Origin of the sequence: Acinetobacter sp. GSS19 (assembly GCF_028621895.1) — a bacterium.
Taxonomy (GTDB): domain Bacteria; phylum Pseudomonadota; class Gammaproteobacteria; order Pseudomonadales; family Moraxellaceae; genus Acinetobacter.
The window spans coordinates 495,244-510,123 of the sequence record NZ_CP117520.1; the positions used below are offsets into that span (position 1 = coordinate 495,244).

A 14,880-nucleotide genomic window follows, 5' to 3' on the forward strand; every position below is an offset into this window, starting at 1 on the left:
GACTTACTATAACAAACCCGATGTGTGGACTTCACTGGCTTTAGGTCGTGGAACGGTAAAAGAAAAGCCCCAAGGCTGGGGCTTTCTCAAAAAGATCATTTAATCTGAGACGGCGTTCTTTTTGACGCTGCGCATTAAGCTGTCAAGCGACTCACGATGATGACCCAGACGCTGTTCAACCTGCTGGAATTCAGCTTTGAGCTTATGATCCATCTGATGGATTTTTTCCGCCATTGAAACTTTTTTGGCTTGTAATTCCTGCTCTTTGAGCTTTGCCCAGTCATTTAAGGTGTGGGTAAAAGCTTCATATTCCTGTGCGATCCGTTGTTTCATCACTTGCATGTCAGAGTTGACATCATGACCATAAATTGCCAGATCTTGTTCGGCATATTTAAATTTCATCGCCAGTTCCGCTTTTTTGATATTAAAGCTCGGAATACGGCGTAGATTTTTGGCCAGACCGACTTTTGAGCAGCTCCAGATCAGCCATTTCGTTGGATCATATTGCCACCATTTGACACCATTACGATAATCGTATTGGAAAATATGGTGATAGTTATGATAACCCTCACCCCAGGTGGCAATCGCTAACCAGAAGTTGTCACGTGCGGTGTTTTCATCGGTATAAGGACGCTTGCCCCACATATGACACAACGAGTTAATGAAGAAAGTCACGTGATGACTCACAATCAGACGGAGTAAACCACCTAAAAGTACAACCCCCCACATATCTCCGGTTGCCCAACCGATGGTACCCAGAATAGCGACATGAACCAGAATTACCAGCGGTACATAATATTTGTGTTGGAACATGACCAGCTTGTCGTTTAACAGATCTGGTGCATTTTTAAAATTCGGTTCCGCCGCAGGGTAGTCACGTAGCATCCAGCCGAGATGCGCATACCAGAACCCCCGGTTGATTGAATACGGATCTTGATCAATATCATCCACATGACGGTGATGGGTACGGTGACCGGATGCCCAGAACAGAATGCTGTTTTGTACGGCAAAGGTACCGCCTAGCATCAGGATGATTTTTAACGGTAAAGCCGCTTCATAAGCACGGTGTGCCCAAAGGCGGTGATAACCGGCTGTGATGCTCAGACTGCTGACACCCAACAGAATAAACAGGCTGATCCAGGCAGCAGCACTAAAATCGTGATAATAGGCATACAGTGGAATCGTAATGATGGCAACAATCGGCAAGAATACCAGTGCAAAAATCGCAATCCAGTTAATTGGGGCTTTGGGTAAGGGAGGATTCATCTCCAACAGCGCTCCTAATGACCTTAGTCAAGGTGTAAAACAAAACTACACAGCTAAAGCATTGAAGCGTGTTATAGCTATGAGTGCGGCATATTAGCATGGGTGAACAAATATTCACTAGCATTATTGTACAGTTGTATTGTATTAAACAGTATCGGTATTCGACCTAGGTTTAATGGGAATTCCCGAAATTTATTAGGGGATTTCTCTTGATTAACGATAGTGGAAAATTTATACAGTTTTGCGACAAAAAAATTATTCAACGATCTTTTTTGCATAAATGCCGAGCCAGAGTTGGTAGCGCAAAATTTTGTGGGGCGGCGGTTGGCAGATCATTAGGGAGCGAGTGACCAATTCTCCATCACAAGTCAAGGTGATGTATTTAAAAGCAAGCAAACTTAGAGATGTTGCTGCATCACTTTAGGAATATCAGTAATCAGTCCTTGTACCCCTGCATCCCGAAGAGCCTTGGCCCGGTCGACATTATTGACGGTCCAGACACTGATGTTGAGCTGTGCCAGATGCGACAGTTGAATCATTTCAGGACTAGCCAACTCATCCATCCAGCCAATATGTTGGCAGTCGAGCTGATGCGCGTGTTCAATCGCTTTGGCTTTGAGATCAGTTTCAACCAAGAGCCCACGTTTAAAAGGGCTACGGCTTTGTTGTAGCGCCTGCAGAATTTTTTCATCAAAACTGGTGATGATCACCCGATCTTCCAGACCTTTGAGCTGCCATTGCAGGGTTTCTGTCAGTTGCTCGGCCTCGTGCATCGATGGCACTTCTTTGATCTCAACCTCAATATGTTCGAAGTCATTGAGCAAATTCAGCACTTGGGTCAGTTTAGGCGTGGTTTCTTTGTGTGGCCAGTGTGCCCAATCGTTACGGTGATCATAATGTTCCAAATCGGCCTCATTACAATCATACAGCGAATAGTTCAGGCCCGTGGTGCGTAGAAAATTATCATCGTGGATGACCGTCAGACAACGGTCTTTAAGCTGTCGAACATCAAATTCAACGGCACGGACACCGAGGTCGCGTAGATATTGAAAGCCACCTAAGGTGTTTTCCGGTGCCTCACCTCGGGCACCACGATGACCAATAATTCGCATAAGGATCAATACATAAAAGCGCTAACTTATATTTTACGCTTAAATTGTGTCATTAATGTTCTTTTGCCATAAAACTTCTTGTCCACCTTCTGCTCGTTGCAAGGTGCGCGAAGCAACAAACAACCAATCTGAGAGGCGATTTAAAAGCTGTAACGCAGTGGGCTGGATATTTTGATCACGGTGATGCACCGACATCAGGCTACGTTCGGCACGACGACAGACCGCACGGGCCTGATGGGCATAACTGCAGACCAGTGTACCGGCCGGCAAAATAAATTCCTTCAGCATGGGTAGAGCATCATTCATCTGGTCAATTTGCTGTTCTAGAAAATCGATACAGGTTGTTTGTAGCATGGTGTAGTTTGGAATACAAACTTCACCACCGAGGTCAAATAACCAATGCTGGATCAGGCTGAGCGATTTATCCCAAGCAGCTTTATCTTCGATCATGCCGACCGCAATCTGCGAACGTAAAATGCCAATACAAGCGTTCAGCTCATCAACATCTCCTAATGCTGCAACACGTAGATCATCCTTCGGTACACGTGAACCGTCGCCAAGACCGGTCGTTCCTGAGTCGCCTGTGCGGGTATAAATTTTACTTAAACGGTGGCCCATGATGTTTCCTGAAAGTTAAAACAAAAAAGTGGATAATGCTGGAGTGTCATTATCCACAAAATGCGCTGTTTTTAAATTGAATTGGAGTTTGTTGGCTTAGTAGCGGAAAGTGACACCCGCAGAGGCAAGACGACCACTTGCTATATAGTAGGAGTTAACTTGGTTGTTCCAAGCTGTTTTATATGTAGTGTCACCTAAGTTTCTGATATTAGAAAATACTTTGATATGTGGGTTGATTTGCCAATAAGCGTTCATATCGATAGTGGCATATCCTGGGACATCGTGAGCATCTTTAGCAGAACCTTTTGCTACTAAAGAAGTCGTGAGACCGTAGATCCCATTATCCCAACCAGCAGATAAAGTGAGATTTTGACGCGGACGGTTAGGGGCATCTTGATCTGTTTCATCATCCTTTGGCTGAATATATGCATATTCTGCATTTGCAAACAAGTTATCTTGTTTCCACTTCAAACCAAGCTCAGAGCCCGTGAAAGTTGCTTTATCAAGATTATAATATTTCCATCCTGTAGATGAATCAGAAACCATTAGATTATCAATTTTAGTTTGATAAACAGAACCATAAAATTGAAGACCGTAACCAAAGGAATGATCAAAGCCTAATTCATAAGAAACACTTTTTTCAGGTTTAAGGTCTGGATTTCCTCCCCACCATGCTGGTTCAGTAATAATTTGACCAACAACAGGCGCTCTGAATGCTGTACCAATATTTGTGTAAATGCTCGTCTTTGGGGTGGCAAAGTAACGTGCAGCGATTTGACCAACGGTATGGGTACCGAACTGCTGATTCTCTTCTAAACGAATACCTGTTTGAGTTGAGAACAAGTCATTTTTAAACTGATGTTGCAAGTAATAACCTACAGTTTCATTATCACTGTTAAAATTTTTGATATTTTTAGCTTCAGTTTTATTAAATTGTGCACCAAATAAAATATTTTGGTTTGGATTAAGTTGCCATTTTAGATTGGAATCAATTTCTTGTTGTTCAGTATCTAAAATTGACGGATATAAACTTTTAACAACATTATATTGGTCTTCGAATTGTGAAAGACGAGTATTCCAAGTGAGGTTGTCGTTAAAGTTTAAACGGCCTTGAATGTTGTATAGGCGATTCATAAAGTCGTAGGCTTCTGGTGCACCATAAGAAAAATAATCACCAGTTCCTTTATTTTCTTTAATTTCAGCAGAAAGACCATAAGTTTCCTTTTCTACGCCAACTTTTGCAGCATAACCTTTTTGGTCGAAGCCTGCTTTACGTTCATCACCGGCGATGATTTGGTCACCATCGGTTTCAAAACGTTGACTGCGGATTTGAGCGTAAAAACCATCTTCAGCTCCATCGACACCTAAAATTGATTTATATGTATTACGTTCGCCAGCTTCAAGAGTCGTGAAAACTTTATTCTCTGTTGGTGTTTTGGAGATGAGTTGAATGACCCCCCCAATTGCATCAGTGCCGTATTGTACCGATGCAGGACCTTTTAATATTTCAATTTGTTTAATGTCTGTTAAGTCAAATAATGGAATATTGGTGCTTGCAACAGTAGCGATATTGGAACGCATGCCATCATGTAAAAATAAGGTATGTGAAGCACCAGCTCCACGAATGAATACAGATGCTGTTTGGCCATATCCTCCAGTTTGATGGACGGTTAAACCAGCTTCTTTCGATAGTAAATGAGGTAGATCAACAATTGGAGATTGCTCTAGCATCTTTTCATCAATAACGGAAATTCGCACCGGCACATTCTTAATTTTTTCTTCAGAACGTGTCGCGGTAACAACCAGTGTTTCTAAAGAAGCATTTACCGTATTTTGATCTGTAATGGACTGTGCAGAAACACTAGACGAAAAACCCATTGCCATAGCAATAGCGCCCACAAGTGCTGTAGGCTGTAGAGAGATAGACATTTTTTGCTCCATAACATTCACACCCCGTGAATGATTGAGAAAAAGAACACAACAAGCAGGTCTCCGGACTCTAATGTAATATCAGCGGATATTTGTCTATCCACCTTCCCACACCAATGTGCAGTGGTGTTAAGTTATAAAACTTAAGATGACAGACGTTTCATTATTACCGTTGCGGGGGCAGTGTTGGCTTTTCACCAACTTCCCTAGAACTGGATCAGTTCTGACTTGTTGCAAAACGCGCGCAGTATAAGGGTAAGGGCTCGTTTAAACAATGTATAGATGGGATATTTAAAAGTGAAGTTTAACGCAAACCAAAAAATTTGCATTACAATGATTCGCCTCCATGATTTATAGATCGGCTATGAATCAGGCATGACATGAGTTTATATTCCATGCGAACGCGTGCCAAAATTTGTGGTATTACTCGTCCTCAAGATATTCAGTCTGCTGTTGCTGCGGGTGCAGATGCTATTGGTTTGGTATTTTTCCTACCAAGCCCAAGAAATGTAAGTATTGAGCAAGCTCAACAATTGGCTGATGTGCTTCCACCGTATGTGCAGCTGGTCGGTTTATTTGTGAATGCCAGTGCAGCAGAGATTCAGCAGATATTACAGAAAGTACCTTTGGATGTTTTGCAATTACACGGCGATGAAACTCCAGAACAATGCCAAGCGATTGCAGCACAATGTCAAAGACGGTGGTATAAAGCGATTCAGGTGAAACCAGATCTGGATGTGGTGGCTGAAATTCAGCGTTATCAAACAGCGGGTGCAAGTGCCGTTTTATTAGATGCTTGGCATCCGGAATTGAAAGGGGGGACCGGGCATAGCTTTGACTGGTCCGCGTTCCCTAAATTAGAAATTCCTCTGATTTTGGCCGGCGGTTTAAAGCCAGAGAATATTGAAGAGGCTATACACACCACGCAAGCCTTTGCCGTGGATGTGAGCGGAGGCGTCGAGTCCGCAAAAGGTATTAAAGACCAACAACTCATTGAACGATTTATGCAAGGAGTCCAACGTGGATCAGCAAAATAACGTGATTGATTACACCCAGTATCCAGATGCCAAAGGGCATTTTGGTATCCATGGTGGACGTTTTGTGTCAGAAACGCTGATGGCGGCATTGGAAGATTTAGAAAATCTTTATAACCGTATGAAGAATGACGAACAGTTTCTGGCAGAATTCGACCGAGATCTAAAATATTACGTTGGACGTCCAAGTCCACTTTATTATGCTGAACGATGGTCACGCGAGTTGGGTGGGGCACAAATTTATTTAAAACGTGAAGACCTGAATCATACCGGTTCACATAAAATCAATAACACGATTGGTCAGGCTTTATTGGCCAAGCTTTCTGGTAAAAAACGCATTATCGCTGAAACCGGTGCAGGCCAGCATGGTGTTGCAACTGCAACTATTGCTGCGCGTTTGGGACTGGAATGTGTGGTCTACATGGGTGCTGAAGACGTGAAACGTCAGGCCATGAATGTGTATCGTATGCGTTTGCTCGGTGCCAAAGTCGTTCCAGTTGAAAGCGGTTCGAAAACCCTGAAAGATGCACTCAATGAAGCGATGCGTGACTGGGTCACCAACGTCGACAGCACTTACTACATTATTGGTACGGTTGCAGGTCCACACCCTTATCCAATGCTGGTACGTGACTTCCAGTCGGTGATTGGTCGTGAGGCACGTCAGCAGATTCTAGAGCAGGCAGGACGTTTACCAGATGCATTGGTCGCTTGTGTGGGCGGAGGTTCCAATGCGATTGGTTTATTCTATCCATTCCTGAATGACTACGACGTGAAAATGTATGGGGTCGAAGCCGCAGGTTTGGGGATCGAAACCGGTAAACACTCTGCACCATTGAATGCGGGTCATGTCGGCGTATTGCATGGTAACCGTACGTACCTGATGTCGGATGCACAAGGCCAGATTATCGAAACCCACAGTATTTCAGCTGGTCTGGATTATCCGGGTGTAGGTCCAGAACATAGCTTCCTGAAAGATATGCACCGCGTGGAATATGTGCCAATTAATGACCAGGAAGCATTACAAGGTTTCCGTGACTTAACGCAAATCGAAGGCATCATTCCAGCATTAGAAAGTTCACATGCCATGGCGTATGTGACCAAGCTTGCCCCAACCATGTCGAAAGACCAAATTATCATTGCGACCGTTTCAGGACGTGGGGATAAGGACTTGATGACCATGGCACGTCTTGACGGTATCCCAATCGTCGATATGTAATTCTGCTGTAAATAAACAAAACATCTGGCTGCTTGTTAGCCAGATGTTTGCAATTTTAATTTTCTCGAAACTGGATGAGACAAGCATTGAAAAATGATGAGCGTGTTTCCGCACCTTTTATCATTGTAGGGATCTAAACAATACATAAAATTGCTATTCGTTCAAGAATCGCGAGGCATAATAAAACAGTGAGCTAAATCGGCTTGTTGGCTCTAGACGGAACTGGTTAATGGATTTAATTCAATCGAATGGACAACCGCGATACGGGCGTTTTGATAAATTGCCTGCCAGTATTGATCTCAATAAATATATCTATCGAACGCCTTATGGCGACATCGTTACTGGGTGGCGCAGACGACTAAAATACAAAAAATACAAATTTTGCAGTATTCAGCATGAACATTATTCTATGGGGATTGCGATCGTTGATATGGGCTGGGCAGCGCATGCCTTTGTCTATATTTATGATCATATGACGCAGCATGCCTCTGAATGGAATGCGATACAGCCCTTTGGCCGTAAAACCCAGTTGGATGAGCAGCCACTGCTTAACCAGAGTTTTTTTTATAAGTCACCTTTTCAGATTGATATTCAGCATGCACATGGCGTGCGCTATATCCGGGTGACTAAATATGGTGAAATCAAGCTCAGTGCGCGAATTTTTTGTGCGGGAACCGAGCCGCTCAGTTTATGTAGTCCAACCGGAATTAATGGCTGGACTTATACCCAAAAACTGACCACCTTGGCCGTTGAAGGTTTTTTTGTGAATCGGCAGCGCGAAGTGATCCAATTTCATGAGCGGAGTCTGGCTTCTCTGGATGATACCTGTGGTTTTTTAAGACCAGAAACGGCTTGGTTCTGGCTATCCTGTAATTTTTGGGATGTCCAGAATAACCGTGTCGGGATTAATTTGGCCTCTGGTGTGAATGAGAGTTTTGGCAACGAAAACTGTTTATGGGTGAATGGCGTACTTTACCCTCTACAGGATGTCCTGTTTGAAAATCAGGATGAACAGTTCTGGACCATTCGTTCATTGGATAACAGGTTGAATTTGAGTGTGCAAACCAGTTGGCGGCGTTATGAAAATATTAATCTGCGCCTGGTGGGTAGCCAGTTCAGTCAGTGGCAGGCTAAGATTTCCGGTACCATTCAGTGTGAAGGGCAGCCAGAAATTATATGTTTAAACGAGTATGGCCTGCTCGAGCAGCATTATGCGAAATGGTAAGGCTGAGCTGAAATAATTTTGCTGGCGCATAACTAAAAAAAAGCCATCTTAATGATGGCTTTTAGTGTTTAATCGGTTAGTTTTTTAATCGTGGGTAGCGGAAAACAATTGCGATCAGGGTGAAAACCGCCAGAACCCAACAATAATAAACATTGCCAATCAGTTCGACTGGCGACATTTTTGCAATGGAACAGGCCAGCAATAACTGTGCACCGTACGGAATCAAACCTTGTACCACGCAGGAAAAGGTATCCAGTAGAGCGGCCACCCGTTTTGGGTCCAGACCATATTCTTTCGCAACTTCACGCGCCATATCGCCCGATAGAATAATCGCAACCGTGTTGTTGGCCACAAACAGGTTGGAAAAAATCACTAGAAAACTCACGCCCAATTCACCCGCACGTTCACGGCCCACTTTGAACAGCTGCGTAAAGGCATAAATGCGCTCAATCAGCCATTGCAAGCCTCCTTCTTTTTGCATCAGGGCAGATAAGCCTCCGAGAAACATCGAAAGCAAGGCAACTTCAAACATGCCGACAAAACCATCATAAATGGCATTATTGAGTTTCAGTAGATCAAATGTTGGATTGGCAAAAAGTCCAATCAAACCCGAGATCACAATGCCAATACTCAAAATCACAAGGACGTGCAAACGGCTAAAGGCCAGAAAGAACACCGCCAGATAAGGCAGGATGAGCCATAGGTTATATTCTTTATAAGCCAATGCCTGTGAATCATGGCTGATCAGAATATAGATCATTAGGGTAACTAGAGCTGCTGGAAGTGCGATCCAGACATTGACCCTGAACTTGTCACGTAATTCGACACCTTGACTGCGTGTTGCCGCAATGGTGGTATCAGAAATCATCGACAGGTTATCGCCAAACATCGCACCACCGACCACAGCACCAATGGCATAAATTGCTTCAATATCAGTTGCTTGTGCAAAACCAAAGGCAATCGGAGCACATGCGGCAATGGTTCCCATTGAGGTGCCCATCGCAGTGGCAATAAAAGCTGAAATGATAAACAGCATAGGCAGCACAAACGAAGGCGGAATAATCGATAAACCCAGTTGTACGGTGGCATCGACGCTGCCAATCGTGCTCGAGACACTTGCGAATGCACCGGCGAGCATAAACACCATAAACATCAAAATCAGGTTGGGGTGGCTCGCCCCCGCAATGAATTCATCAATCGCTGTATTCAGTTTGTCTCGATACAACAGCACCGCCAAAATCAGAGCGGGTAAAGCGGCGACAGGCGCTTTGATCTGATAAAAAGCGAATTCGGTTCCAATCAGGGAGTGATAGATGCCGCTGCCTAAAAAGATGGCCAGAAAAACAAGAAGGGGCAACAGTGCGAGCGCGCGAGCTTGCACTTTGCCCAAGGAAGAAGTGGTCATAAAAACAGGAAATACATACGAAAACCGCTAGTATAAAACAGCTTTTGCAATATCCGAAAAGTAAAAATGTAAGAGCTAACTCTATTTTTTTACAGTAATTTTTCTTGTTTAAAATAAGTGAATCTTAATATTGATGATTTTTAAAAAACTGAAAATTAGGAAGCTTTGATCATTGAGAAAAAAAATAAAATATAGATAAATGTAGCACACGGGTTGTTCTGCAAATATCAAGACCTATTGTGGCTTTTATGGCGCTGTGCAAGTGGCGAAAAATAGCGTTACAATGCGATGTCTTGTATTTCTACAAAACCAACTCCTCAGTTTTAAACAATTCAAGGAAATTACAACCCTATGTCACGTTTAGCCACCCGTTTTGATCAGATCAAATCTCAACAGCGTAAGGCCCTGGTTTCTTATGTCATGGCAGGTGACCCTCAACCTCAAGTAACGGTGCCGTTATTGCATCAAATGGTTGAAGCAGGGGTAGATGTAATTGAACTTGGATTGCCATTTTCAGACCCAATGGCAGATGGTCCAGTGATTTCACTGGCTGCGGAACGCGCTTTGGCAGGGGGAACCAATACCCTGGATGCGTTGAATATGGTGAAAGAATTCCGTCAAAAAGACCAGGATACCCCGGTGGTTTTGATGGGGTATTTGAACCCAGTTGAAGTAATTGGCTATGAAAAATTTGTTTCAACAGCCAAAGAATGTGGTGTGGATGGCGTATTGCTGGTGGACTTGCCGCCAGAAGAAGCCACAGATTTTGATACCGTGCTGAAACAGCATGATATGGATCAAATCTTCCTCCTTGCGCCAACATCAACCGATCAGCGTATCCAGCATGTGGTGAAACAGGCACGTGGTTTTATTTATTATGTTTCCCTGAAGGGAGTAACAGGTGCAGCCACACTGGATGTTGCTGAAGCAGCAGAACGCATCCAGAAAATCAAAGCGGTGACTGATGTGCCAGTGGGTGTGGGTTTCGGAATTAGCGATGCTGCTTCTGCGAAAGCGATGGGTAGTGTTGCCGATGCGGTCATTGTCGGAAGTGCATTTGTCAAACAATTTGCAACATTGGCACCAGAACAAGCCGTAGAACAAACGGTTAATAAAGTCAAGGAGCTTCGAGCTGCGCTCGATGAGTTAGTATGAATCAAGAAGTGAAATCAGGGAAAATTCTTAGCCCATCGACGCCATGGACTGCACGTGCAGTGCCAGGTATCCAAAAGGCCGATGAGCAACAAGCACTTAAATCTACGTTAACCGAGCCAACGATTGAGTGCCCTGAGTGCCATTCATTGGTGACGCTGACTGCCATCTCGTTTAATGCGCATGTTTGCCCGCAATGTGACGAGCATCTGCGTATGAAAGCGCGTGATCGTTTAAACTGGTTCTTTGACCATGTACAACACGAACTTGGTCAGGAATTTGTTGCCAAAGACCCTTTGCATTTTGTCGATAGCAAGCCTTATCCAGAGCGTATGCGTGAAGCACAAAGCAAAACGGGTGAAACCGAAGCGCTTGTGGTGATGCAAGGTACACTGAAAAATACTCCAATGATTGCTTGTGCCTTTGAATTCGACTTCATGGGTGGCTCAATGGGTACTGTTGTGGGTGACCGTTTTGTTCAAGCCGCTGAACGTGCGATTGAAATGCGTCAACCTTTAATCTGCTTTGCAGCTTCAGGTGGTGCACGCATGCAGGAAGGGATGTTATCTCTGATGCAGATGGCACGTACTTCTGCTGCAATTCAAAAAATGAAAGATGCCGGTTTGCCATATATTGTCGTTTTGACTCATCCAGTCTACGGTGGTGTAACGGCATCATTGGCGATGTTGGGCGATGTGCATATTGCTGAGCCTAAAGCCATGATCGGTTTCGCAGGTAAACGTGTAATCGAGCAAACAGTTCGTGAAAAGCTAGAAGAACCGTTCCAGCGTGCTGAATACTTGCTTGAGCATGGTGTAGTTGATCAGATTGTTCATCGTCACGCATTACGTGATACTGTATATCGTATTATTGCGAAACTGATGAACTTATCTTGAACAACGCTCCACTTGTAACGGATACCTTAGACACATGGCTCGATTATTGGAGCCATGTACACGTCACAGGCATTGATTTGGGCCTTGAGCGCGTCTTGCCTGTCGCGGAGAAACTCGGAATCACTCAACCTCAGGCTAAAGTGCTGACGGTTGCTGGAACCAATGGTAAAGGTTCAACCACGACTACTTTGGCGGCCATACTCACGGCGCAAGGTTATAAAGTCGGACTGTATCAATCTCCGCATATTTACCGCTTTAATGAGCGCGTTAAATTGTCGGGTATTGAGGTGGATGATCGGATTCTGGTTGAAGCGTTCGTACAAGTGGATCAGGCACGTCGTGCCTGTGATTTAAGCCTGTCTTTTTTTGAAGCGACCACTCTGGCCGCTTTTGTCATTTTTAAACAGCAGCATTGTGACGTTTGGGTACTCGAAGTTGGTTTGGGTGGGCGTCTTGATGTGGTCAATGTGATTGATCCTGATTTGGCGGTGATCACCAATATTGGTCTGGATCATACAGACTGGTTGGGCGACAGCATCGAAAAAATTGCCTTTGAAAAAGCCGGTATTATTCGTCCACAGATCCCTGTCGTATTCGGTGGATTGCAAACCCTTCCGCAGGCAATCCAGCAAAAAGTAGAAGAATGCCAAGCCAAACTGTATGTTGCGGAACGTGATTACTTCTATCAAATGGCTGAAGATGGCCAAAGTTGGATATTGGCTGCACCGGGTACTACGCTAAAATTACCTGTAGGCACATTGGCACTAGAAAATATCGCGACGGCTGTGGCTGCTGCTTTGCTTAGTGGTTTGCAGATCAGCCAGGCGGCTATTGCTCAAGGGATTACGACCGCACATTTAGCAGGTCGTTTTGAACAGTGTCAGATTGCAAATAAAACCGTCATTTTTGATGCGGGGCATAATCCGCATGGTGTAGAGTTTTTGTTAAAGCAATTGCGCAATTTCTTAAAATATCATACACAGTACAGCGAAGTCGTGACGGTCTTTTCCATGCTGGCTGACAAAGATATTGCGGCTGTGGTCAACTTGTTGAAAGGCTCAATTACACAATGGAAAATTGCGCCATTACAAGTACCCCGTGCAGCACCAATTGAACAGCTACAACACGCTTTGCAAGGTGAAGCAGTTGTGCAATATGATACGATTCAACAGGCCTTTAAAGCAGCCTTGGACGAGACTAAAAATAATCAATTAATTTTGGTGTGCGGTTCGTTTCATACATTAGAAGCGGTCTGGGAGTATTTGGAAGAATGTCAATGAATAACAGACAGCGTTGGATGGGTGGCGTTGTTATATTAGGTGGCGGTGTTTTATTGGCAGCATTACTTCTAAAAGGTAATCAAGAAATACATCAAAAAAATATTCAGACCTCTGCACCTGCTGAACAGCTAGAACAAAAAAATCCAGCACAAAATAATGCTCAGGCACAATTTCAGTCGTTAACAGTCGATGTTGAAACTGAAAAGCGATTGCTTGAAGAGCAACGCCGTGCCCGTGAAAAAGCAGTCGCAGAACAGGAAGCCCGTGCTGCTGAATTTCTAGCAATGCAACAACAGGCTGAAGCTGAGGCTGCCCGTAAAGCCGCGGAAGAGTATGCGGCTTTGAATGCCTTGCGTACACCAGCACAACAGAGTTCAGACAATATTCCTCCCGAGTTGGCAGAAGAACAAAAAGCCAAAAACAATTTGCTTGCGGAGGAGAAGCGCACTGCGGAACTAAAAAAGACTGAACAGCAAAAGCTAGAGGCTGAGAAAAAACTAGCAGAACAAAAACGTCAGCTTGAAACGGCTCAAAAATTAGAAGCCAGCAAGAAGGCGGAAGAAGAGCGAAAGCGACAACTTGCCGATGCCCAACGTAAGCTAGAAACCGAACGTAAGCTTGTTGCTCAGCGTCAGGCTGAGGCGGAGCGTAAAGCAGAAGCTGAACGTAAAAAGATAGAAGAAGCCAAGGCAGCCGCCAAAAAACAGGCTGAAGCTGAAAAGCTACGTGCCGAAGCGAAAAAACGTAAAGCTGAGGAAGAAGCCAAGAAAAAGGCGGAAGCAGCGAAAGCCCGTGATTTGCTAGAAAATGGTGATAAAAACTGGATGGTACAAGTTGCACTGGCCGCAAATCAGGCCAATGCTGATGCAATTGTGTCGAAGCTGCGTGCTAAAGGTTATAAAATTACCACCAGTCCGACTTCTAAAGGGATTCGTATTATGGTGGGACCTGCTAAAGATCGTGATACGGCAGATGTGACACGTCGCAAAATTACCAGTGATGCTAGCTTGAATATGAAATCTGCCTGGGTCATTGACTGGGTGCCGCTCGACAAGCGATAAATCAGATCATCTTCGCTTTATGATGGATTCGACAGTTGCTGTTGAATCCATTTTACATTTTCAGGCTGAAATAGTGCCTCGATATTGAACCAGATCGGGTGAAAGCCATAATTTCCCTGTCTCATTTCCCGCACTGCTTCAGCAATCGGCCATTGCTGAAAAATAATCCGGTACATCGCCACACTCGCGCCGGTACGGTCAGAACCATGATAGCAATGAATGAGTACTTTCTTATTCTGTTGTTGTGCTCGTTGTATCTGTTGCATGACTTGCAATAAGTCTTCACGATCAATCGCCCAAGTATGAATCGGGACATGAACGACCTCAATACCGTGCTGAGGCAGTAGTTTTTGATCGAGGTTACTAGAACGAAGATTGATGACCAGATTGATCTGTTGCTGTTGCAATAATGGCAATAAAGCAGCTTGAGGCTGTTCACTACGGAACAATCCTGCATCGACCTGATAGAAATTGTATGGGGTAGAGAGGGCTGTCGCCCAAGTGTTTGGACGTTGTTGTTCTGGTAATGCTGTCGTGGTCATACAACCTGAAAGTGGGCTTAAGCAGAGCAGTAGACTGATAATTTTTTGATTCATAGTAATGTTGAGCATCGTGGTGCAATCGTGTTCTGTTATAGCATCTCATTAGAAGTATTAAATTAAAAAATGACAATCGGTCAGCCTGAT

At 44.2% G+C, this 14,880-nt stretch carries 13 protein-coding genes and 1 riboswitch; of the genes, 7 read left to right on the forward strand and 6 right to left on the reverse strand.

Features of this window, described 5'->3' with window-relative positions; translation table 11 throughout:
- Window positions 1–99: 99 nt before the first annotated feature.
- The 4 genes from PGW99_RS02490 to PGW99_RS02505 form a co-directional block, all read right to left on the reverse strand.
- A complete protein-coding gene (locus PGW99_RS02490) occupies window positions 100–1,266 on the reverse strand; it encodes an acyl-CoA desaturase (protein ID WP_273778530.1) in 1,167 nt (388 codons plus the stop codon).
- 398 nt (window positions 1,267–1,664) lie between these two features.
- Window positions 1,665–2,378 (reverse strand): glycerophosphodiester phosphodiesterase, encoded by a 714-nt coding sequence (locus PGW99_RS02495; RefSeq protein ID WP_273778531.1) that lies wholly within the window; start codon window positions 2,376–2,378, stop codon window positions 1,665–1,667.
- Between the two features lie 39 nt (window positions 2,379–2,417).
- On the reverse strand, window positions 2,418–2,996 hold the full coding sequence (locus PGW99_RS02500) for a cob(I)yrinic acid a,c-diamide adenosyltransferase (protein ID WP_273778532.1): 579 nt from the start codon (window positions 2,994–2,996) through the stop codon (window positions 2,418–2,420).
- A gap of 96 nt (window positions 2,997–3,092) precedes the next feature.
- Complete coding sequence (locus PGW99_RS02505; protein WP_273778533.1) at window positions 3,093–4,925, reverse strand: TonB-dependent receptor plug domain-containing protein; 1,833 nt, start codon at window positions 4,923–4,925, stop codon at window positions 3,093–3,095.
- 37 nt (window positions 4,926–4,962) lie between these two features.
- Window positions 4,963–5,172: riboswitch (cobalamin riboswitch) on the reverse strand.
- 133 nt (window positions 5,173–5,305) lie between these two features.
- Between PGW99_RS02505 and PGW99_RS02510 the strand changes: the two genes are divergently transcribed.
- The 3 genes from PGW99_RS02510 (at window position 5,306) to PGW99_RS02520 (ending at window position 8,400) form a co-directional block, all read left to right on the forward strand.
- On the forward strand, window positions 5,306–5,962 hold the full coding sequence (locus PGW99_RS02510; RefSeq protein ID WP_273778534.1) for a phosphoribosylanthranilate isomerase: 657 nt from the start codon (window positions 5,306–5,308) through the stop codon (window positions 5,960–5,962).
- A complete protein-coding gene (trpB, locus tag PGW99_RS02515) occupies window positions 5,946–7,175 on the forward strand; it encodes a tryptophan synthase subunit beta (protein WP_273778536.1) in 1,230 nt (409 codons plus the stop codon). The genes PGW99_RS02510 and trpB overlap by 17 nt, the downstream gene beginning before the upstream one ends.
- A gap of 229 nt (window positions 7,176–7,404) precedes the next feature.
- Entirely contained in the window at window positions 7,405–8,400 is a 996-nt protein-coding gene (locus PGW99_RS02520) for a DUF2804 domain-containing protein (RefSeq protein WP_273778537.1), read from the forward strand.
- Window positions 8,401–8,476: 76 nt separating this feature from the next.
- Here the strand turns inward: PGW99_RS02520 and PGW99_RS02525 are convergent, their stop codons facing one another.
- Window positions 8,477–9,805: a Na+/H+ antiporter NhaC family protein gene (locus PGW99_RS02525; RefSeq protein WP_273778538.1), complete on the reverse strand. Its 1,329-nt coding sequence runs from the start codon at window positions 9,803–9,805 to the stop codon at window positions 8,477–8,479.
- Window positions 9,806–10,156: 351 nt separating this feature from the next.
- Between PGW99_RS02525 and trpA the strand changes: the two genes are divergently transcribed.
- The 4 genes from trpA to PGW99_RS02545 are packed head-to-tail and all read left to right on the forward strand — an operon-like array spanning window position 10,157 to window position 14,194.
- Complete coding sequence (trpA, locus tag PGW99_RS02530) at window positions 10,157–10,960, forward strand: tryptophan synthase subunit alpha (RefSeq protein ID WP_273778539.1); 804 nt, start codon at window positions 10,157–10,159, stop codon at window positions 10,958–10,960.
- Window positions 10,957–11,853 (forward strand): acetyl-CoA carboxylase, carboxyltransferase subunit beta, encoded by an 897-nt coding sequence (accD, locus tag PGW99_RS02535; protein WP_273778540.1) that lies wholly within the window; start codon window positions 10,957–10,959, stop codon window positions 11,851–11,853. Before trpA ends, accD begins: the two co-directional genes overlap by 4 nt.
- A complete protein-coding gene (folC, locus tag PGW99_RS02540; protein WP_273779408.1) occupies window positions 11,847–13,133 on the forward strand; it encodes a bifunctional tetrahydrofolate synthase/dihydrofolate synthase in 1,287 nt (428 codons plus the stop codon). Before accD ends, folC begins: the two co-directional genes overlap by 7 nt.
- Entirely contained in the window at window positions 13,124–14,194 is a 1,071-nt protein-coding gene (locus PGW99_RS02545; protein ID WP_273778541.1) for an SPOR domain-containing protein, read from the forward strand. Before folC ends, PGW99_RS02545 begins: the two co-directional genes overlap by 10 nt.
- A gap of 17 nt (window positions 14,195–14,211) precedes the next feature.
- On the opposite strand, the gene PGW99_RS02550 is transcribed toward PGW99_RS02545, so the two are convergent.
- A complete protein-coding gene (locus tag PGW99_RS02550; protein WP_273779409.1) occupies window positions 14,212–14,790 on the reverse strand; it encodes a dual specificity protein phosphatase family protein in 579 nt (192 codons plus the stop codon).
- Window positions 14,791–14,880: the final 90 nt, after the last annotated feature.

What these genes read in the sequence shown, in the direction of transcription:
- PGW99_RS02490 (WP_273778530.1), bottom strand. Translation starts at nt 1,266, where the DNA reads ATGAATCCTCCCTTACCCAAAGCCCCAATTAACTGGATTGCGATTTTT.
- PGW99_RS02495 (WP_273778531.1), bottom strand. Translation starts at nt 2,378, where the DNA reads ATGCGAATTATTGGTCATCGTGGTGCCCGAGGTGAGGCACCGGAAAAC.
- PGW99_RS02500 (WP_273778532.1), bottom strand. Translation starts at nt 2,996, where the DNA reads ATGGGCCACCGTTTAAGTAAAATTTATACCCGCACAGGCGACTCAGGA.
- PGW99_RS02505 (WP_273778533.1), bottom strand. Translation starts at nt 4,925, where the DNA reads ATGTCTATCTCTCTACAGCCTACAGCACTTGTGGGCGCTATTGCTATG.
- PGW99_RS02510 (WP_273778534.1), top strand. Translation starts at nt 5,306, where the DNA reads ATGAGTTTATATTCCATGCGAACGCGTGCCAAAATTTGTGGTATTACT.
- PGW99_RS02520 (WP_273778537.1), top strand. Translation starts at nt 7,405, where the DNA reads ATGGATTTAATTCAATCGAATGGACAACCGCGATACGGGCGTTTTGAT.
- PGW99_RS02525 (WP_273778538.1), bottom strand. Translation starts at nt 9,805, where the DNA reads ATGACCACTTCTTCCTTGGGCAAAGTGCAAGCTCGCGCGCTCGCACTG.
- trpA (WP_273778539.1), top strand. Translation starts at nt 10,157, where the DNA reads ATGTCACGTTTAGCCACCCGTTTTGATCAGATCAAATCTCAACAGCGT.
- accD (WP_273778540.1), top strand. Translation starts at nt 10,957, where the DNA reads ATGAATCAAGAAGTGAAATCAGGGAAAATTCTTAGCCCATCGACGCCA.
- PGW99_RS02545 (WP_273778541.1), top strand. Translation starts at nt 13,124, where the DNA reads ATGTCAATGAATAACAGACAGCGTTGGATGGGTGGCGTTGTTATATTA.
- PGW99_RS02550 (WP_273779409.1), bottom strand. Translation starts at nt 14,790, where the DNA reads ATGAATCAAAAAATTATCAGTCTACTGCTCTGCTTAAGCCCACTTTCA.